Origin of the sequence: Paraburkholderia sp. JPY419 (assembly GCF_050435705.1) — a bacterium.
Lineage (GTDB): Bacteria > Pseudomonadota > Gammaproteobacteria > Burkholderiales > Burkholderiaceae > Paraburkholderia > Paraburkholderia youngii.
Genome location: NZ_JBNDKV010000004.1, coordinates 1488132 through 1505904 on the forward strand (window position 1 = coordinate 1488132; position 17773 = coordinate 1505904).

Here is a 17773-nt window from a genome sequence, read left to right on the forward strand (position 1 = left end):
TTCGATGGTGTCGTGATTCAGCCCGGCGGCGCCGTGACGGCGCGCGCGGTGGAAGGCGGTGGCGAGGACGGCTGCATTGGCTCGTCGAATACGCGGCTCGCGCGCACGTCGGCGGCGTCGATCAGCGTCAGCGCGGCGGCATCGATCGGCTCGCCGCCCTGTAACGCGCTCGCGAACAGGCGGTTCGCCTGGCGCAGCCGCGCGCGGTCGAGCGCATTGCGCACCGAGCGCGCGTTGGCGAAATTCGGTTGCCGGATGCGGCGCGCCAGATAGTCGGCGAACGCGCGGCGCGACGCGGCATCGAAGCGGTAATGCATGGTGTCGAGCATCCGCTCGGCGATTTCGAGCAGTTCGGTTTCCTCGTAATCGGGAAACGTGATGTGATGCGCAATGCGCGAGCGGAAACCCGGATTGCTCTCGAAGAACACTTCCATCCGCGACGCGTAGCCGGCCAGAATCACGACCAGGTCGCTGCGCTGGTTCTCCATCGTCTGCAGCAGGATTTCGATCGCTTCCTGCCCGTAATCGCGCTCGTTCTCCGGGCGATACAGGTAGTACGCTTCGTCGATGAACAGCACGCCGCCCATCGCTCGCTTCAGCACATCGCGCGTTTTCGGCGCGGTGTGGCCGATGTACTGACCGACCAGGTCGTCGCGTGTGACCGACACCAGATGATTGCGGCGGATGTAGCCGAGCCGGTGCAGCACCTCGGCCATGCGCAGCGCGACCGTGGTCTTGCCGGTGCCGGGGTTGCCGGAGAAGCACATATGCAAGGTCGGCGCGCCGCCCGCGAGACCCAGCGAAGCGCGTGCGCGTTCGACCAGCAGATGCGCGGCGACTTCGCGAATGCGCGTCTTCACGGGTGCGAGCCCGACCAGATCGCGTTCGAGTTCGCCGAGCACGTCGCCGATGCCCGAGTCGCGGTACAGCGCCGCGAGGTCGATGTGGGGCGTGGCGTCGTCGCTGTGCGCGGTGGACGCGGGCAGTGCGTCCACGATGGCGGCGTCAATCATTGCTCCTCCTTGCGGGTTGTCGTGTGCCTGTCTTGCGCCCTCGTGCCCGATCAGCGGCTCAGCCCGTTGAGCCGTAGCGCTCGCCCGCCGGCCGGTCGGTCGCATAGCCCGTCATGCTGTAGCGCTGCGTGCGCCCCTGCGCGTCCTGGCGCGACAGACGGAAGCCCGGCTCCACGTCCGGCCGGTTGACGATGAACGACAGGCGCATCGTCTCGAAGGTGCGCTCCGAATCGAATGCGTTGACCTTGATGTAATGCTGCGGCCGCGCCTCGCGACAGGCCCGGACCTCCTGCAAGACGCCTGCCGCGTCGTGCAGGTCGAACATCGGCAGGCCCCACATTTCCCAGTACGTGTTGCGCGGATGAGGGTCGTCGGTGAATTCGACCGAACAGGCCCAGCCCTGGCGCAGCGCGTAGTCGATCTGCAGGCCGATTTCCTCGTCGGTCAGCTCGGGCAGAAATGAAAACGTTCCTTGAGTAATACGCATGACGAACCTCGTTGATGGATGTCGCGTTCAGAACGGCGTCGACGGTGCCCCGCGCGGTGCCGTAGCACCACGTTGCGGATGCGCTCGTGAAGCGCTGGCGGGTGAAGCTCGGCTCTCTTAAGCCGCAGTCGGCGTGGCGGCGAAATCGGGCGTATCGGTCGACGCGTAGTTGAAAGTCACGTCGCGCCACGTATCGAGCGCCTGCTTGAGCGGCGTGCACCAGCGCGCGGCGGCTTCGAGCACGTCGGGTCCTTCGCGCAGAATGTCGCGGCCCTCGTTGCGGGCCTTGACCATCGCTTCGAGCGCGACGCGGTTCGCAGTCGCGCCGGCCTGGATGCCGGCCGGATGGCCGATCGTGCCGCCGCCGAACTGCAGGATCGCGTCGTCGCCGAACAGGTCGAGCAGTTGATGCATCTGCCCCGCGTGAATCCCGCCCGAGGCGACCGGCATCACCTTGCGCAAGCCGGCCCACGGTTGATCGAAGAAGAGGCCGCGCGACAGGTCCACCGCGTTGTGCGCGTCGCGGCACACGTTGTAGTAGCCCTGCACCGACAGCGGATCGCCTTCGAGCTTGCCGACCGCGGTGCCCGCATGCGCATGATCGACGCCCGCCATGCGCAGCCATTTGGCGATCACGCGAAACGAGATGCCGTGATTGCGTTGCCGCGTGTAGGTGCTGTGCCCCGCGCGATGCAGATGCAGGATCATGTCGTGCTTGCGGGCCCAGCGCGACATCGACTGGATCGCGGTCCAGCCGATCACCAGATCGATCATCACGATGCACGAGCCAAGCTCCTTCGCGAATTCGGCGCGCTCGTACATGTCTTCCATCGTGCCGGCCGTCACGTTCAGGTAATGCCCTTTGACCTCGCCGGTTTCCGCCTGCGCGCGGTTCACCGCCTCCATCGAAAACAGGAAGCGGTCGCGCCAATGCATGAACGCCTGCGAGTTGATGTTCTCGTCGTCCTTCAGGAAATCGAGGCCGCCGCGCAGACCCTCGTAGACCACCCGCCCATAGTTCTTGCCCGACAGCCCGAGCTTCGGCTTGACCGTGGCGCCGAGCAGCGGGCGTCCATACTTGTCGAGCCGTTCACGCTCGACGACGATGCCGGTCGGCGGTCCCTGAAACGTCTTCAGATAGGCGACGGGGATGCGCATGTCTTCGAGCCGCAACGCCTTCAGCGGCTTGAAGCCGAACACGTTGCCGATGATCGACGCGGTCAGGTTCGCGACCGAGCCCTCTTCGAAGAGATCGAGTTCATACGCGATGTACGCGAAGTACTGCGGCTCGTCGGCGCGCGACACCGGCACCGGTTCGACGCGATACGCCTTCGCGCGATACATGTCGCAGGCGGTCAGGCGGTCGGTCCACACGACCGTCCACGTCGCGGTCGACGATTCTCCGGCCACCGCGGCCGCCGCTTCCTCGGGTTCGACACCGGGTTGCGGCGTAATGCGAAAGAGCGCGATCACGTCGGTCTCTTTCGGTTCGTAGTCCGGTTGCCAGTAACCCATCTCGCGGTATTTCATCACGCCTGCCGCGTACCGCTCGCGCGGATTGTGCGGATCGCGCGCTTGATGTCCGGGCTGGATCGGCGGTTGACTGAAATCGTTCATGACGTGTCCTCGAAGGTGGCAAGCGCACTGCCGGAAGAACCAAGCGCTTGAGTTGCACTGTAGGCACGGACACGCCCAAGGGGAATTCACGATTTTATTTGGCAGACTTAATGGATCGATTATCGCTATCACATCCTTAGTTTCTTTTTCACGCCATGAAACGGCAATGGGAGCAGAATCAGCTAGTGTGGGAGACGGGCACGGGTGACAGCGCAATCGGATTGGCGAATCGCGATGGAACACTTTGCTTCGTTTCCGCCACACCGCGCGGACGCTTGCGTCTGGCAAGCCGCGCGAGCGCCAGGGCGTGGCGCAATTCGCCGAGCGCTGTATTAGCTCTCGAATGCGCGCCCGCCTGGCCGGCCGGCACACGCACGGGCATGGAGATTGCGTGATGCCGGCTGCCGTCGAGATCGGGCATGAGAATTCGCCGGGCCGGCGGCTCAGAGCAGTTCGAACCGCAGTTTCAACCGAAGGAGGAAGCACGTATGCAATGGACGACTCCGAGCTACACCGACGTACGCCTCGGTTTTGAAATCGTGATGTATGTCGCTACGCGTTAAGCCCGCAACCGGGCCGCACGCCGCGGCCCCTTTGCGGTTCCCGTTGGTGTTTGACCTCTGCTGACGGCCGGCCTTCCGGCGCTGTCGGGACAAACGTTCCCAACCATGATCCACGAAACGATCGTCACCACGGCAGCGTGCGATGGCCGTCCTCATATCGCGCCGATGGGCGCGCGCTACGAGGGTGAGCGCATCATCCTTGCGCCTTTCCGACCGTCGGTTACGCTCGACAACATCGTCGCGACGCGCGCGGCCGTGCTGAATTTCACGACCGACGTGCGCATCTTCGCGGGCTGCGTCACGCACTGCGCGACCGATTGGCCGACCGTGGCCGCAAGCCGTGTCGCGAGCGTGCGGCTGGCCGAATCGCTGGCCCACGCCGAACTCGAACTCGACCAACTGCAAGACGACAAAGAGCGCCCGGTACTGGTGATGAAATGCGTGCACCGCGAAAACCACGCGCCGTTCGCGGGCTTCAATCGCGCGCAGTCGGCGGTCGTGGAAGGCGCGATTCTGGTAAGCCGGCTTTTCATGCTGCCGGCCGACAAGGTCGATCGCGAAATGGCCTATCTGCAGATCGCGATCGACAAAACCGCCGGCGACAACGAGCGCACCGCATGGGGCTGGCTCGTCGCCGCGGTCGCGCGATACCGCGCGAATCTGGAAGGGGCGGCCAATCACGCCGCCGCTTCCGCCCATCATTAGGGTCTGTTAGACCCTCAACCCGTTTGCCGCGGAGAATCCCGATGACCGCATTGCTTGCGAGCGTCCGCTCGGATGAGGAAGCATTCGATGCCGCACGCGCCGGCGCCGAGCTGATCGACCTGAAAGAACCGAACGACGGCGCGCTCGGCGGCCTGTCGGTCGGCGCCATTACGAATATCGCGCGACAGCTGCGGGCGCGCTATCCGGTCAAGCCGATCAGCGCGGCGATCGGCGACGTGCCGGCCGATGCGTTCGACGAGATCGCCACGCGCGTGATCGACGTCAGCGACGCCGGCGTCGACTATGTGAAGGTCGGGGTCGCGCGCGGACCAGCCGCGCGCCGCTGCATCGAGCAGCTCGCGAATCTGCCGGCCACCGTCGTGCCGGTGCTGCTGTGCGACGGCGGCATGGACGACGACCTCGTCAGCCACACCGCGGCGCTCGGCTTTGCCGGCCTGATGTTCGATACCGCGAGCAAGGACGGCGGCACGCTGTTCGATCACGTCGATGTCGAATCGCTCGCACGCTGGTTGCGGCTCGCGCGTCAGCGCGGCGCGATGGTGGGCATCGCCGGTGCGCTCGGCTGGGCGCAACTGCCGCAGATCCGTGCGCTGGCGCCCGACGTGGCCGGTTTTCGCACCGCGCTGTGCGCCGACGGGCGCCGCTCGCGGCTCGATCCCGAGCGCGTCGCGCAATGGGCGAGCGCTTTGCATCGGCCGGCTGGCGAAATCCGCGTCGATGGCGGTGCGCCGCTGCCGGGCTCGACGAGCGCGACGCGGCTGTAGCCACCGCTCACATCACCGGAATGTTCAGCAAACGGTCGCGCATCAGCGCGACGTTGCTTTTGTCGAGCAGTTCGACCACATAGTTCGCATCCGTCACGTAGTCGACGAACTTGCGGTCGACTACGCCCGACGCGGCCAGCGTTTCGAGCGGATCGTCGGCGGCGATCGGACAGGATTTGACGACGATCAGCCGCTCGGCGTTGAGCATCGTCGAAAGCCAGGCGGCAAGGCTGTCGGAGGTCGTGTCCCAGTTGCTCATCGCGTCGGGCGTGTCGCGCATCAGCGCGGTCGGCACCCACACGGCGACGTGGCCGTCGCGCAACGTGCGGCGAATCTTCGCCTCGCTCGACGCGATCACCAGTTCGGGCGACACACCTTGCATCAGCAGCGCGTATTGCGTCATCGCGAGCAGACACATGTTGTGCGCGGCCAGATCGTCGAAGTTCCATTCGCCCTGGTACTGGCGCACCTTGTCCGCGAAATCGCCGCCGCCGGGCACGATCACCACGCGTCCGCCGCCGACTTCGCATAGCTCGCTGAGCCAGTGGCGCAGTGCCGGGTCGTGACTCAGGCTGCCTCCGATCTTGACCACCCACATGACTGTTGTCCTCGCGTCCAGTTGAGTGCCCGGCTGGGTCGCGTCGTTTCGCAACCTCGTTCATCACCGAACTTGTCCCGCTCGCCCAATCGTCCCCACTGTCCCTCTTTGCGCTACTCGTGCGCTGGCGCCGGGTCTTCGGGCGGCGCCGCGCCGGTCGACTCATGCCGCGCGCGCGGCGACGCCACGCGCGCTTCGCCGCTGCGCTGCCGGTTCGCGCGTCGCGAGCAGCGCAACCGCCACGCTCGGCGCGCAGGTCGCCGCCCACGCCGCGCTGGCATCGGGCACGCCCGCCAACGCGCCGAAGTCGATATAGCCGCGCGCTTCGTCCCGCGCCAAGGCGGCGACGAGGAAGCGGCCGCAGCCCGCGCCCACCAGCGGCGCGGCCGCGAGCGCCGGCTGCGCGGCGACCACGCGCATGAGGTTCGCGCCGATTTCGCGCACCTGCAGCGCCCGCCAGCGCCGCGCAAACTGCAACCATTCGAGGTCCGACGCGTCGTGCGCGTCGTGCCCGATCATGCGCGCGAGCCGCGCGCGGCTCGCCGCCTGGGTCTTCGCTCCCTGGTCCGCGCTCGGCTGCACGTCGTGCAGCGGGTCCAGTTCGCCCGTCAGCCGGTAGACGTCGGCGGTGGTCGCAAACCATTCGTTCATTACGTTCAGCGTGGCGCCGCCGAATTCGATCCGATGCGCGACGCCGCACAACGGCGTGCGCACGACGCCGTGATACACGAGTTCGCCGCTCGCGAGCCGGCCCGCATCGGTCGCGCCACGCGCGACGACCCGGCCGTCGACGATCGGAATGATGTCGGTAGTGGTGCTGCCGATGTCGATCAGCAGCGCGTTCGCCATGCGGGTAGCGACCCAGCTCGCGGTCGCGAGCCAGTTCGCCGACGCGACCTGGCGCCAGCCGGCCGCGCAGTCGTCGGCAGCGAGCCAGCCGCCGTCGCCGGCGTAGAAACGCAGTGATGAACCGAGCCGCTGCGCGAGCGCGGCCACGATCGCGCGCACGCCTTCGGCGCGGTCCGCGAACAGGTCGACCATCTCGCCGGTCATCGTCACCGCATGCTGCGCGGCGTCCGTGCGGGCCTGCGGCCAGCGCTCGAAGACGAGGTCGATCGTCCGTTGCAGATGGTCGAGCCCCTGCCACAGCGGACACGGCCATTGCACGACGTCGAGCACGGCGTCGCTGCCGTCGATGAGCGACACCTTCACGTGCGCACCGCCGACGTCCCAGCCGAACCGCACCGCCGGGTTCGAACGGGCGGGGCTCAAGGACGCACCTCGAATGTGAGCGGATTGGCGCGCGCCGCCCCGCGGCGCTCGAGTCGCACGCCGTGCGCGGCCAGCAGCGCGCGCGTCAGACCGCTGCCGCGCACCGCCGACAGCCCCGCATAAGCGACTGTCAGACGCGGATTCACCTCGATCACGACCGGCCCGCGTTGCGGATGCCACACGACATCGATGCCGACGAAGCCGCGCAAACCCGGGATGGCCCGCGCGACGCGATGCGCGAGCGTGTCGAGCGCGCGGCCCATGTCGCTGTGCTGGTCGATCTGATCGACCAGCACGCCGTCGAACTCGACGATCCGCGCAACCTCGCCCGGCGCGTCGCCGCCGCTCAGCCCGATCTGCTGACGGTTGATGCTGAGCAGCTTGGTCGCGTCGCCGCGGCAGATCAGCGACAGGCTCAACGGCTCGCCGTCGACCCACGCCTGCAGCACCGGATTGCGCGCCGCGGCCGCGCGCGCCTCGTACTCGGCGCAGGCATCGGCGAAGCGCTCGTAGACGATCGTGTCGAGGCCGCCCGCGCCGTCGTCCGGTTTGACGACCCAGCGGCCGCCGTGCTGCGCGGCTGGGTCGCCGGGTTCGAGCGCCGGCGTCGTCGCAATGCCATGCGCGGCAAGACATGCCGCGGTCGCGCTCTTGCTCGACGCGACGCGGATCGCTTCCTTCGCGCAGCCGAGCCACCGGGTGGTGCCGACCGCATCGTGAAAGCGCAGCAGCAGGCCGTCGCATTCCGGCGCGACGACCCACGCGTAGTCGTGCTCGCGCGCCACGCGCGCGACGAACGCCGTCATCGATTCGCCGGGCGCGGCCATACAATGAGCGTCGCCCGGCGCTGGTGTTTCGAAGCGCGAGGTCGCGAACGTGACCTGCACGCCGTCCAGTTCACGCAGAGCAGCGACCAGCGCGTCGCGCATCACGCGTCCTTCGACGATCAGCGCGCTCAAATCGGCGAGACTGCCTGTGCCGGCGAGCGCGGGGTCGATGCCGCCGCCGGTGAGATACTCATAAACGAAGATCTTGGTCAAAGGAAAGCGCCCCTCTATGCAGGTGATACCTGTTCTCGATCTGCTCGACGGCCAGGTCGTCCGCGCGGTACGCGGCGAGCGGAGCGCCTATCGGCCCATCCACTCCCGCCTCGTCGCGACGAGCGACCCACTTGCTACCGCCCGCGCGCTACTCGAAGCCAGCGGCGCGCGCACGCTCTATATCGCCGATCTCGGCGCCATCCTGCAGCGCGGCGCGCATGGTTCGACGCTCGCCGCGTTGCGCGCCGCGCTGCCTGGCATCGAGCTGTGGCTCGACGCGGGTTTCGCGGACTACGCCTCGATGCGCGCGCTGTTCGAGTGCATCGACGCTGCTGTTGATCAACCCGACCGACGGGCCGCCAATTCCAACCTCGCCAACCTCGCGACCGTCGTGCCGGTGTTCGGCTCGGAGACGCTTCGCGAAATCCATGCCGTGCACGCGGCGCAGCGCGCCGGCCTCGCGCCGATCCTGTCGCTCGATCATCGCGCCGGCGAACTGCTCGCCGCGACCGCGCTCGATTGCTCGTCGGCATGGTGGCCGTCGCGCGTGATCGCGATGACGCTCGACCAGGTCGGCAGCTACGCCGGCCCCGATTTCGCGACATTCGAGCGCCTGCGCGCGCAAGCCGCCGCGCACACCACGCTGATCGGCGCGGGCGGCATCCGCAATCAGGCCGATCTGGCCGCCGCGGCCGCCACCGGCGCAAGCGCCTGGCTGGTGGCGTCCGCGCTGCACGACCGGCAGATCGACTGCGCGCCTTCCGATTCAGCGTAGGCCTTCCATACAATTTCCATGCCACGCGTTCTGACAGCGCTGTCTGTAAACGCAACACAAGCCGGACAGTTTGCGTGTGACACTCTGCTCCAGAACGGCACACATTTTGTATGGCGCAGCGGGCCCTTGAACCCGCGCGCCGACGCACGATCGGACACGCTTGCCGCCGGGACTTCGCGCAGGTCGATCCGCTGAATGCAAAGCAGCATCACCGTCAGCGCGGCCCGCTTCAGCGCGGCGTCGCCTGCCGATGCGTCGTCCAAAGATCGGCATGGAGCTTGCTAAACCTGGCCCATGCATAGTCCCGCCACCGATCCATCGACCCCTAGCCCGAGCGCAACGCGCGCCGCGACGCTCACACGCGACTGGATCTGTCCGTTCTGCCCATTGCTGTGCGACGACCTGGTCGCCGCTTCCCACGACGACGGCACGCTCGGAGTACCGGACACCGAATGTTCGCGGCTCGCTCACGCACTCGCGCAGTACGGCGCGGCGGATGCGCAATGCGGATGCGTGGTCGATGGCAACGAAGTTGACATGGATACCGCGCTGGCGAGCGCCGCACAGTTGCTCGCGAACGCGCGCCGCCCGCTATTCGGCGGCCTCGCCACCGACGTCGCCGGCACCCGCGCGCTGTATCCGCTTGCCGCCTCCTGCGGCGCGATCCTCGATCATCTGCACGGCGATGCGCTGACGCCCGCGACGCTCGCGCTGCAGGATCGCGGCGCGTTCTTCACGACGCTCTCCGAAGTGCGCGCGCGCGCCGACTTGCTGGTGTTCTTCGGCTGTCAGCCGTCGCGGCGCTACCCGCGCTTCTTCACGCGCGCGCTGGCGGACACCGAGCTCGCGCGCGAACTGGTCTTCGTCGGCTGCGAAGCGGACCCGGCGGCGGCCGGCTTCGCGCAAACGCGTATCGACTCGCTGCTGCGCGACGCCGATCCCTATGACACGCTTGCGCTGTGGTCGGCGCTCGCCGAAGGACGCGACGCGGCCGCGCTAAGCCACGGCGATGGCAGCCAGGCGAACGTGGCAACCGCGCTCGCGTCACTTCAGGCACGCATCGCCAGCGCGCGTTACACGGTGGTCGTCTATGAACCGGCCGCACTGCCCGCGCCGCACGCGGCGCTGTTGATCGAAGCGCTGAACCGGATCGTCAAGGCTGTGAATCGCACGACGCGCGCGGCATGTGTCGCACTCGGCGGTGACGATGGCGCGTTGACGGTCAATCAGACCGTCACGTGGCTGTCAGGCTTGCCGCTGCGCACGCGCGTGTCGATGCCGGCGCGGGTCACCGGCGCCGCGCCGCTCGATCACGATCCGTACCGCTATCGGACGGCGCGGCTGCTCACCGAATGCGAGGTCGACGCGCTGCTGTGGATCGCGGGCTTCGCACCGCACGCGTGGCCCGCGTCGCTCGATCCCGCGCTTCCGCTGATCGTGCTCGGTCATCCGGCGCTCGCGGCTGCCGCCAGCGCACGCGGCGCGAACACCGTGTTCGTGCCGGTCGCGACTCCGGGCATCGATAGCGGCGGGCATCTGTTTCGCGTCGACGGTACCGTCGTGATGCCGCTCACCGCCGCGCGTGGGGTGGCGCTGGAAACGGTGGCGTCGATCGCCGCGCAGTTGCACGAACGAGTGAGCGACCGACTGAATCCGCGCGAGGATCAGCCATGACTCTCGTTCGGCTCAAGGGCGGCACGCTGTTCGACCCGATCAACAACGTCAACGGCGAGCGCCGCGATCTGACGTTTCGCGACGGCCGAATCGTCGATGTTCCCTCCGCCACACCCGTCGATCGTGAATACGACGCGACCGGGATGATCGTGATGGCGGGCGGCATCGATCTGCATTCGCATATCGGCGGCGGCAAGACCAATCTGTCGCGCCTGCTGCTGCCCGAGGATCATCGTGCCGACGCGCGCGGCGCCCATGCGCCTCGCGAGGCCGCCTACGAAGCCGCGCGCGACGACAACGGCCGCTATCTGCGTCTGCCTTCGTGCGGCGTCTGCACGCCGGGCACGCTCGCGACCGGCTACCGCTACGCCGAAATGGGCTACACGGCCGCGTTCGAACCGGCGATGATGCCGTCGAACGCGCGCCACACGCACCTCGAAATGGGCGACACGCCGATCATCGATCACGGCGCGTACGTGATGCTCGGCAACGACGAACTGTTCCTGCAAATGCTCGCCGCACGCGACGACTTCGAACGTCTGCGCGACTACGTCGGCTGGACCATCAACGCGAGCAAGGCGCTCGGCGTCAAGGTGGTGAACCCCGGCGGCATCTCCGCATTCAAGTTCAACCAGCGCTCGCTCAACGTCGACGAACCGCACGCGCACTACGGCATTACGCCACGCGACGTGCTGCGCACGCTGACGCGCGCGCTGACCGAACTGCGCGTGCCGCATCCGCTGCACGTGCATACGAGCAACCTCGGCGTGCCCGGCAACCTCGCATCGACGATCGCGACGATGGACGCCGCCGACGGGCTGCCGATCCATCTGACGCATATCCAGTTTCACAGCTACGGTACCGAGGGCTCGCGCAAGTTTTCGTCGGGCGCGCGACAGATTGCCGAGGCCGTGAACGCGCGGCCGAACGTGTCGATCGACGTCGGCCAGATCATCTTCGGACAGACCGTCACGGCCTCCGGTGACACGATGATGCAGTTCCGCAACGCGCCGCTCGCGCGGCCGCACAAGTGGATGGTCGGCGATATCGAGTGCGACGCGGGTTGCGGCGTCCTGCCGTTCCGCTATCGCGAACAGAGCTACGTGAACGCGCTGCAATGGATCATCGGCCTCGAAGTCTTTCTGCTCGTCGACGACCCGTGGCGCGTCGCGATGACCACCGATCATCCGAACGGCGGACCGTTCACGAGCTATCCGCATCTGATCCGCCTGCTGATGGATAAAGCGTTTCGCGATGAGCAGTTGGCGAAGCTGCATCCCGAAGCGCAGGTCGCCAGCGCGCTGCCGGAACTCAAGCGCGAATTCTCGCTGTACGAGATCGCGATCATCACGCGCGCCGGTCCCGCGCGGCTGCTCGGTCTGCGCGATCGCGGCCATCTCGGCGCGGGCGCGGCGGCGGACATCGCCGTCTATCGCGACGAGCCGGACCGCGAGCGGATGTTCACGTCGCCCGCCTATGTGTTCAAGGACGGCGAACTGGTCGCGCGCGACGGCACGCTGGTTGCGACGCCGACCGGCGGCATCCATTTCGTCGCGCCCGAATTCGATCGCGGTATCGAGAAAACGCTGCGCGCGTATAGCGACACGAATCTCGCGAGCAACTTCGCGCACGCCGCGATCAGCGACGACGAAGCCTGCCGCTGCTGCCGCGGCGGGCGGCTGTTGCCCGTCGAATGTCTAACCTGACGCGGCCGCGATGAACGCTCCCGCCCCGCTTGAAATCAACGGCACCGCGATCGACGCGACCTTCGCCGAAGCCTTCCCGATGAAGGCGACCCGGCTCGTAATTACCGCGCACACGCCGACCTGGGCGATGCACGCGGCGAACTCGCTGTCGGGCTTCGCGACCTCGGTGATCGGCTGCGGCTGCGAGGCGGGCATCGAACGCACGCTCGCGCCCGAGGCAACGCCCGACGGCCGTCCCGGCGTGGCGGTGCTGCTGTTCGCGGTGTCGACGAAGGAACTGGCGAAGCAGATCGGACGGCGCGTCGGCCAGTGCGTGCTCACCTGTCCGAGCACGGCCGTCTACAGCGGCATCGATCCGGCCACGAGCCGCGCGCCGCTGTCGGACCCGGCGCCGCTCGGCAGCGGGCTGCGTTTTTTCGGCGACGGCTGGCAGATCGCCAAGATGATCGACACGGGGAACGGCCCCACGCGTTACTGGCGCGTGCCGGTGATGGACGGCGAGTTCGTCTGCGAAGACACGGCGGCGACGGTCAAGGCCGTCGGCGGCGGCAACCTGCTGCTGCTCGCGCGCGACCAGGGCGCGGCGCTCGCCGCCGCCGAAGCCGCGGTCGAAGCGATGCGCCGGCTGCCGAACGTGATCATGCCGTTTCCCGGCGGCATCGTGCGGTCGGGCTCGAAGATCGGCTCGAAGTACGCGGGCGCGACCGCATCGACCAACGACGCGTTCTGTCCGAGCCTGATCGGCCTCGCATCGCGCAGCGAGTTGAGCGCGGACGTGGGCTGCGTGCTGGAGATCGTCATCGACGGTCTGACCGACGCCGACGTCGGCGCGGCGATGACGGCCGGTATCGGCGCGGCGACCGGACTCGGGCGCGTGGCCGGCGTGCTGCGCATTTCGGCGGGCAACTACGGCGGCAAGCTCGGGCCGTACCACTTTCATCTGCACGAGCTGGCGGCGGGACTCAACGGGGGACGCGCATGAGCACGACCACGTTGCGCGTGAAGACACCGCCCGGCTTTCGCGTCGATGCGGCCGCACTGTCACCGGCGGCGCTGGCGAGCATGAGCATGGCCGAGATCGAGCGCATCGTGCTGCCGGCCGGCAACGAGCGCTGCGTGGTCGGCGACGTATTCGAGGTTTCGCGAGATGACGCGCCCGCATCCGGCGACGACATGGCCACGCTGCTGATCGACGGCGCCGCGCGGTGGCTCGACCGGCTCGGCGCGCAGATGGACGGCGGACGGCTCGTCGCGCGCGGCCCGGTCGGCGACTACAGCGGCTTCAGGATGAGCGGCGGCTTGCTTGAAATCGTCGGCGACGCGGGGCACTTCACCGGTTGCGAAATGCGCGGCGGACGCGTGACGGTGCGCGGTGACAGCGGCGACTTCGCCGCCGGCCCGCTGACGGGCGACATGGAAGGCATGAGCGGCGGCACGCTGACGATCCACGGCAACGCGGGCGCGCGGCTCGCCGACCGGATGCGGCGCGGCGTCGTGCTGGTCGGCGGCAACGCGGGCGACTTCGCGGCGTCGCGGCTGGTGGCGGGGACCGTCGGCGTGGCGGGGCAACTGGGCGCACACTATGCGTATGCAATGAGGCGCGGCACGCTGCTGCTCGCGCAACGACCCGAGGGTTTGCCGCCCCCGACGTTCACCGGCGGCGGGCACGGTTTCGACGTATTCTGGTCATTGCTCATACGCAGCCTCGCGGCCGAAATCGCGCCGTTTTCGCGGTGGCGCGCGGACCGTCTGCCGGTTCGTTTCACGGGCGACCTCGCGGTCGACGGCCGCGGCGAAATACTGATCGCCGGCTAAGGCAGCTATGTCGCCCAGGACCGAAACGCTATTCGGCAAAAAAGAAACGTCCCGCCACGATGTTGCATGGAGACAGGGCATGACGACAGCGGATTCTCGAAACGCGAAGCCTGATATCAACGTCAACGCAACTGCCAGCGCCGGCGGCCCGCGCTATGCCGGGCTGCTGATCGCGCTGCACTGGCTGATCGCGCTCGGCATCATCGGTCTGCTCGCGCTCGGCCTCTATATGGTCGGATTGCCGAAGGGCTTGCCTGTCAAAGCGACGCTGATCAATCTGCACAAGTCGCTCGGACTGACGGTTTTCCTGCTGGTGCTTTTGCGCATCGTCGCGCGGGTGGTCCTTCACCGGCCTGCCCTGCCGCCGATGCCACCGTGGCAACGCGCCGCCGCGCGCACTACGCAGGGTCTTTTATACGTCTGTATGGTGGCGATGCCGCTCGCCGGGTATCTCGGCTCGTCGTTCAACCGCTACGGCACGCGCTTCTGGGGCATCCTGCTGCCGAAGTGGGGCTGGGACGACGCGCATCTGCGCGAGCTGTTCTTCGGCCTTCATCATGCGATCGGCTATGCGCTGATCGCGCTGATCGTGCTGCACGTGGCGGGCGCGTTCAAGCATCAGTGGATCGATCGCGACAACCTGCTCGCGAGGATGCTGCCATGACGATGCGAAGCTCGTCGCACCGCACGCAGGCAGCCGCGGCGCTCGAAGTGCATACGCTGCGCACGCGCGATGGCCATCGCGTGTGGTATGCGCTCGCCGGCGCGCGCGACGGCGTGCCGGTCGCGGTGCTGCACGGCGGCCCCGGCAGCGGCAGTCAGCCCGGTGTGCTGCGGCTCTTCGATCTGCGGCGTTTTCGCGTCGTGCTGATCGACCAGCGCGGCACCGGTGCATCGACGCCGCACGGCAGCGTGCGCCACAACCGCACCGACTATCTGATCGCCGATCTCGAAGCGATTCGCGTGCAGCTCGGCTTCGCGCGCTGGGGCGTGCTCGGCGGATCGTGGGGCGCGGCGCTCGCGCTCGCGTATGCGGGACGGTGTCCGCAGTCGGTCACAGGCGTCGTGCTGCGCGGCCTGTTTCTAACATCCGCGCGCGAAGTGCGCGGTTTGTTCATCGCGTCGCGCAAGCGCGCGCCGCGCGCGTGGTCGAGACTGCGTGCCGCTGCCCGCTGCGACGAGCCCGCAACGCTGGCCGCGCGATGCGGCTCCGGCTTGCAATACGGCGCGAGCGAAGCGCGGCAACGTGCGGTCGCGCTGGCCTGGCGCGGTTATGAAAACGCGGTGCTGGCGAGTGCATCGCCGCGAGGCGCCGCGGCACAACAACGCGGGGCCCAGCGAAACGCACACGATTGCGAACGCCATGCCGCTCGCAAGTTGATCGGCAAATACCGGATTCAGGCGCACTACCTCGCGCATCGCTGCTGGCTCGGCGAAACGCGTTTGCTGTCGCTCGCGCGGCAGGCGGCCACGGCCGGCGTATCGATCGCGGCCGTGCATGGCTCGCGCGATCCGGTGTGTCCGCACGGCAATCTGCGGCGTCTGTCGCGCGCGGTTCCTTCCGCGCGTGTCGAGTCCGTGAGCGCGGCGGGCCATCTGTCGAGCGACCCCGCACTGCATGCACGCGTCGCGAGCGCGCTCGCCGCGATGTTCATTCCCACCATCGACGAGGAGCGCAGCAGCATGCGTCACGCGGCATGAAGATCAAGGTGCTCGGCTCGTCGGCGGGCGGCGGTTTTCCGCAGTGGAACTGCAATTGCCGCAATTGCGACGGCGTGCGTCGCGGCACGGTGAAGGCGACGCGCCGCACGCAGTCGTCGATCGCGGTCAGCGCGAACGGCGAGGACTGGCTGCTCGTCAATGCGTCGCCCGATCTGCTCGCGCAGATCGCCGCGCATCCCGAGCTTCAGCCAGCGCGGCGCGCGCGCGACAGCGGCATCGCCGCGGTGCTCGTGATCGACGCGCAGATCGACCACGTGACCGGCCTTCTGATGCTGCGCGAACGCGACACACCGCTGCCGCTGTACGCGACCGATGCGGTCTGGCAAGACCTGCGCTCCGGCTTTCCGGTCGCGCCGATCCTGTCGCACTACTGCGGTGTCGAGCATCGCCGCATCGCGCTAGACGGCGCGCCGCTCGTCGTCGACGCATTGCCCGGCATCCGCATCGACGCGCTGCCGCTATCGAGCAAGGCGCCGCCCTACTCGCCGCATCGCGAGGCGCCCGAGCGCGGCGACAACATCGGGCTCGTGCTGACGAACCTGCACTCGGGCCAGCGCGTGTTCTACGCGCCGGGCCTTGGCGCGATCGAGCCGCACGTGCTCGCGGCGATGCGCGAGGCCGATCTGCTGCTCGTCGACGGCACGCTGTGGACCGGCGACGAAATGATCCGCCTCGGCCTGTCGAAGAAGACCTCAGCGGATATGGGCCATCTGCCGCAGAGCGGCGCGGGCGGCATGATCGAAACGCTCGATTCGCTCGGCGCGAAACGCAAAGTGCTGATCCATATCAACAACACGAATCCGATCCTGATCGAAGACGGCCCCGAGCGGCGCATGCTAGGCGAGCATGGAATCGAGGTCGCGTACGACGGAATGAGCTTCGAGCTTTGAAGTGCGCAGTAAAGAGTGCGAAGAGATGAGGTAGCCAGGCGCGGCTGTAAACGACGATAAAACGGAGACGGACGGCATGAACGCGAAAGACATTCAGGACACTATACCGACACGCGACGCAAGTGCAGCGGGAACCCAGGTGATCGACCGACCCGCCTGGAGCCGTGAGGAATTCGAAGCGCAGTTGCGCGCGAAGGGCACCGCCTACCACATCCACCATCCGTTCAACGTGAAGATGAATAGCGGCGGCTGCTCGCGCGAGCAGATTCGCGGCTGGGTCGCGAACCGCTTCTACTATCAGATCAACATTCCGCTCAAGGATGCGGCCGTTCTGTCGAACTGTCCGGACCGCGCGACGCGCCGCCGCTGGGTGCTGCGCATTCTCGATCACGACGGCTACGAAGGCGCGGAAGGCGGCATCGAAACCTGGGCGCGTCTTGCGGACGCGGTCGGCCTCACGCGCGACGAATTGTGGTCGCTCGAACACGTGACGCCGGGCGTGCGCTTCGCCGTCGATGCCTATGTGAATTTCGCGCGCCGTGCGCCGTGGCAGGAAGCGGTGTGCTCGTCGCTGACCGAGATGTTCGCGCCGCAGGTGCATCGCGACCGGCTCGCGAGCTGGCCCGAGCACTATCCGTGGATCGAACCCGAGGGTCTCGCGTACTTCCGCTCGCGCATTTCGCTCGCACAGCGCGACGTGCAGCACGGACTAGAAGTCACGCTCGCGCATTTCACGCGACGCGATCAGCAGGAACGCGCGCTCGAAATTCTGCAGTTCAAGCTCGACATTCTGTGGACCATGCTCGACTCGATCGAGAAGGCGTTTCCGCAATGAACGACACCACACGCGCCGACCCCGCCACGCCGCTCACGATCGCGAAGCCGTTCCGCCTGCAATGGGAGCCCGCGCAGAACGCGCACGTGCTGCTCTACCCGGAAGGCATGGTGAAACTCAACCAAAGCGCGGGAGAAATCCTCAAACGCTGCGACGGCACACGCGATATCGATACGCTGATCGCCGAGCTCGAACAGGCGTTCAACGCGACCGGCATCGGCAACGAGGTGCGGGCTTTCATCGCCAACGCGCATGGGCGCGGCTGGCTGGAGTAGT

The 17773-nt window shown here is 67.6% G+C and carries 20 protein-coding genes; 13 read left to right on the forward strand and 7 right to left on the reverse strand.

Annotated features, from left to right (window positions below):
- Positions 1 to 17: 17 nt before the first annotated feature.
- The 4 genes from cbbX to QFZ91_RS35385 form a co-directional block, all read right to left on the reverse strand.
- Positions 18 to 1013, reverse strand: a complete 996-nt coding sequence (gene cbbX, locus QFZ91_RS35370) for a CbbX protein (RefSeq protein ID WP_429570088.1) — start codon at positions 1011 to 1013, stop codon at positions 18 to 20.
- Positions 1014 to 1071: 58 nt separating this feature from the next.
- Entirely contained in the window at positions 1072 to 1500 is a 429-nt protein-coding gene (locus QFZ91_RS35375; protein ID WP_176107487.1) for a ribulose bisphosphate carboxylase small subunit, read from the reverse strand.
- Between the two features lie 117 nt (positions 1501 to 1617).
- Positions 1618 to 3117 carry a form I ribulose bisphosphate carboxylase large subunit gene (locus QFZ91_RS35380; RefSeq protein WP_176107485.1) on the reverse strand — a complete coding sequence of 500 codons (1500 nt, stop codon included), beginning with the start codon at positions 3115 to 3117 and terminating at the stop codon, positions 1618 to 1620.
- A gap of 178 nt (positions 3118 to 3295) precedes the next feature.
- Entirely contained in the window at positions 3296 to 3538 is a 243-nt protein-coding gene (locus QFZ91_RS35385) for a hypothetical protein (protein WP_429570089.1), read from the reverse strand.
- A gap of 67 nt (positions 3539 to 3605) precedes the next feature.
- On the opposite strand from QFZ91_RS35385, the gene pqqA reads away from it, so the two are divergent.
- The 3 genes from pqqA (at position 3606) to QFZ91_RS35400 (ending at position 5170) form a co-directional block, all read left to right on the forward strand.
- On the forward strand, positions 3606 to 3680 hold the full coding sequence (gene pqqA / locus QFZ91_RS35390) for a pyrroloquinoline quinone precursor peptide PqqA (RefSeq protein ID WP_113062024.1): 75 nt from the start codon (positions 3606 to 3608) through the stop codon (positions 3678 to 3680).
- Between the two features lie 105 nt (positions 3681 to 3785).
- A complete protein-coding gene (locus QFZ91_RS35395) occupies positions 3786 to 4385 on the forward strand; it encodes a DUF447 domain-containing protein (RefSeq protein ID WP_429570090.1) in 600 nt (199 codons plus the stop codon).
- A gap of 41 nt (positions 4386 to 4426) precedes the next feature.
- The gene (locus QFZ91_RS35400; protein ID WP_429570091.1) at positions 4427 to 5170 is read left to right on the forward strand and encodes a (5-formylfuran-3-yl)methyl phosphate synthase; all 744 of its coding nucleotides are present in this window, start codon (positions 4427 to 4429) and stop codon (positions 5168 to 5170) included.
- Between the two features lie 7 nt (positions 5171 to 5177).
- Here QFZ91_RS35400 and QFZ91_RS35405 read toward each other — a convergent pair whose 3' ends face one another.
- The 3 genes from QFZ91_RS35405 to QFZ91_RS35415 form a co-directional block, all read right to left on the reverse strand.
- On the reverse strand, positions 5178 to 5768 hold the full coding sequence (locus QFZ91_RS35405) for an aspartate kinase (protein WP_368596980.1): 591 nt from the start codon (positions 5766 to 5768) through the stop codon (positions 5178 to 5180).
- 162 nt (positions 5769 to 5930) lie between these two features.
- Positions 5931 to 7040, reverse strand: a complete 1110-nt coding sequence (locus QFZ91_RS35410; RefSeq protein WP_429570092.1) for a hydantoinase/oxoprolinase family protein — start codon at positions 7038 to 7040, stop codon at positions 5931 to 5933.
- Complete coding sequence (locus QFZ91_RS35415; protein ID WP_429570093.1) at positions 7037 to 8080, reverse strand: ATP-grasp domain-containing protein; 1044 nt, start codon at positions 8078 to 8080, stop codon at positions 7037 to 7039. Before QFZ91_RS35415 ends, QFZ91_RS35410 begins: the two co-directional genes overlap by 4 nt.
- Before the next feature lie 16 nt (positions 8081 to 8096).
- Here QFZ91_RS35415 and QFZ91_RS35420 point away from each other — a divergent pair, with 16 nt between their 5' ends.
- The 10 genes from QFZ91_RS35420 (at position 8097) to pqqD (ending at position 17772) form a co-directional block, all read left to right on the forward strand.
- A complete protein-coding gene (locus QFZ91_RS35420) occupies positions 8097 to 8855 on the forward strand; it encodes a HisA/HisF-related TIM barrel protein (protein ID WP_429570094.1) in 759 nt (252 codons plus the stop codon).
- Positions 8856 to 9149: 294 nt separating this feature from the next.
- On the forward strand, positions 9150 to 10529 hold the full coding sequence (locus QFZ91_RS35425) for a formylmethanofuran dehydrogenase (protein WP_429570095.1): 1380 nt from the start codon (positions 9150 to 9152) through the stop codon (positions 10527 to 10529).
- Complete coding sequence (locus QFZ91_RS35430; protein WP_429570096.1) at positions 10526 to 12235, forward strand: formylmethanofuran dehydrogenase subunit A; 1710 nt, start codon at positions 10526 to 10528, stop codon at positions 12233 to 12235. The genes QFZ91_RS35425 and QFZ91_RS35430 overlap by 4 nt, the downstream gene beginning before the upstream one ends.
- Before the next feature lie 10 nt (positions 12236 to 12245).
- Positions 12246 to 13217 carry a formylmethanofuran--tetrahydromethanopterin N-formyltransferase gene (gene fhcD, locus QFZ91_RS35435; protein WP_429570097.1) on the forward strand — a complete coding sequence of 324 codons (972 nt, stop codon included), beginning with the start codon at positions 12246 to 12248 and terminating at the stop codon, positions 13215 to 13217.
- Positions 13214 to 14050, forward strand: a complete 837-nt coding sequence (locus QFZ91_RS35440; protein WP_429570098.1) for a formylmethanofuran dehydrogenase subunit C — start codon at positions 13214 to 13216, stop codon at positions 14048 to 14050. The genes fhcD and QFZ91_RS35440 overlap by 4 nt, the downstream gene beginning before the upstream one ends.
- Before the next feature lie 79 nt (positions 14051 to 14129).
- On the forward strand, positions 14130 to 14714 hold the full coding sequence (locus QFZ91_RS35445; RefSeq protein ID WP_375792153.1) for a cytochrome b: 585 nt from the start codon (positions 14130 to 14132) through the stop codon (positions 14712 to 14714).
- Entirely contained in the window at positions 14711 to 15751 is a 1041-nt protein-coding gene (locus QFZ91_RS35450) for an alpha/beta fold hydrolase (protein ID WP_429570099.1), read from the forward strand. The genes QFZ91_RS35445 and QFZ91_RS35450 overlap by 4 nt, the downstream gene beginning before the upstream one ends.
- Positions 15748 to 16662, forward strand: a complete 915-nt coding sequence (gene pqqB / locus QFZ91_RS35455) for a pyrroloquinoline quinone biosynthesis protein PqqB (RefSeq protein ID WP_429570100.1) — start codon at positions 15748 to 15750, stop codon at positions 16660 to 16662. The genes QFZ91_RS35450 and pqqB overlap by 4 nt, the downstream gene beginning before the upstream one ends.
- Before the next feature lie 76 nt (positions 16663 to 16738).
- Entirely contained in the window at positions 16739 to 17497 is a 759-nt protein-coding gene (pqqC, locus tag QFZ91_RS35460; protein ID WP_368621895.1) for a pyrroloquinoline-quinone synthase PqqC, read from the forward strand.
- Positions 17494 to 17772, forward strand: a complete 279-nt coding sequence (pqqD, locus tag QFZ91_RS35465) for a pyrroloquinoline quinone biosynthesis peptide chaperone PqqD (protein ID WP_429570101.1) — start codon at positions 17494 to 17496, stop codon at positions 17770 to 17772. Before pqqC ends, pqqD begins: the two co-directional genes overlap by 4 nt.
- Position 17773 lies beyond the last annotated feature (1 nt).

Bases quoted from the DNA above. Each gene is read 5' to 3' on its own strand.
- cbbX (WP_429570088.1), bottom strand. From the start codon at position 1,013: ATGATTGACGCCGCCATCGTGGACGCACTGCCCGCGTCCACCGCGCAC.
- QFZ91_RS35375 (WP_176107487.1), bottom strand. From the start codon at position 1,500: ATGCGTATTACTCAAGGAACGTTTTCATTTCTGCCCGAGCTGACCGAC.
- QFZ91_RS35380 (WP_176107485.1), bottom strand. From the start codon at position 3,117: ATGAACGATTTCAGTCAACCGCCGATCCAGCCCGGACATCAAGCGCGC.
- QFZ91_RS35385 (WP_429570089.1), bottom strand. From the start codon at position 3,538: ATGCCCGATCTCGACGGCAGCCGGCATCACGCAATCTCCATGCCCGTG.
- QFZ91_RS35395 (WP_429570090.1), top strand. From the start codon at position 3,786: ATGATCCACGAAACGATCGTCACCACGGCAGCGTGCGATGGCCGTCCT.
- QFZ91_RS35400 (WP_429570091.1), top strand. From the start codon at position 4,427: ATGACCGCATTGCTTGCGAGCGTCCGCTCGGATGAGGAAGCATTCGAT.
- QFZ91_RS35405 (WP_368596980.1), bottom strand. From the start codon at position 5,768: ATGTGGGTGGTCAAGATCGGAGGCAGCCTGAGTCACGACCCGGCACTG.
- QFZ91_RS35420 (WP_429570094.1), top strand. From the start codon at position 8,097: ATGCAGGTGATACCTGTTCTCGATCTGCTCGACGGCCAGGTCGTCCGC.
- QFZ91_RS35425 (WP_429570095.1), top strand. From the start codon at position 9,150: ATGCATAGTCCCGCCACCGATCCATCGACCCCTAGCCCGAGCGCAACG.
- QFZ91_RS35430 (WP_429570096.1), top strand. From the start codon at position 10,526: ATGACTCTCGTTCGGCTCAAGGGCGGCACGCTGTTCGACCCGATCAAC.
- fhcD (WP_429570097.1), top strand. From the start codon at position 12,246: ATGAACGCTCCCGCCCCGCTTGAAATCAACGGCACCGCGATCGACGCG.
- QFZ91_RS35440 (WP_429570098.1), top strand. From the start codon at position 13,214: ATGAGCACGACCACGTTGCGCGTGAAGACACCGCCCGGCTTTCGCGTC.
- QFZ91_RS35445 (WP_375792153.1), top strand. From the start codon at position 14,130: ATGACGACAGCGGATTCTCGAAACGCGAAGCCTGATATCAACGTCAAC.
- QFZ91_RS35450 (WP_429570099.1), top strand. From the start codon at position 14,711: ATGACGATGCGAAGCTCGTCGCACCGCACGCAGGCAGCCGCGGCGCTC.
- pqqB (WP_429570100.1), top strand. From the start codon at position 15,748: ATGAAGATCAAGGTGCTCGGCTCGTCGGCGGGCGGCGGTTTTCCGCAG.
- pqqC (WP_368621895.1), top strand. From the start codon at position 16,739: ATGAACGCGAAAGACATTCAGGACACTATACCGACACGCGACGCAAGT.
- pqqD (WP_429570101.1), top strand. From the start codon at position 17,494: ATGAACGACACCACACGCGCCGACCCCGCCACGCCGCTCACGATCGCG.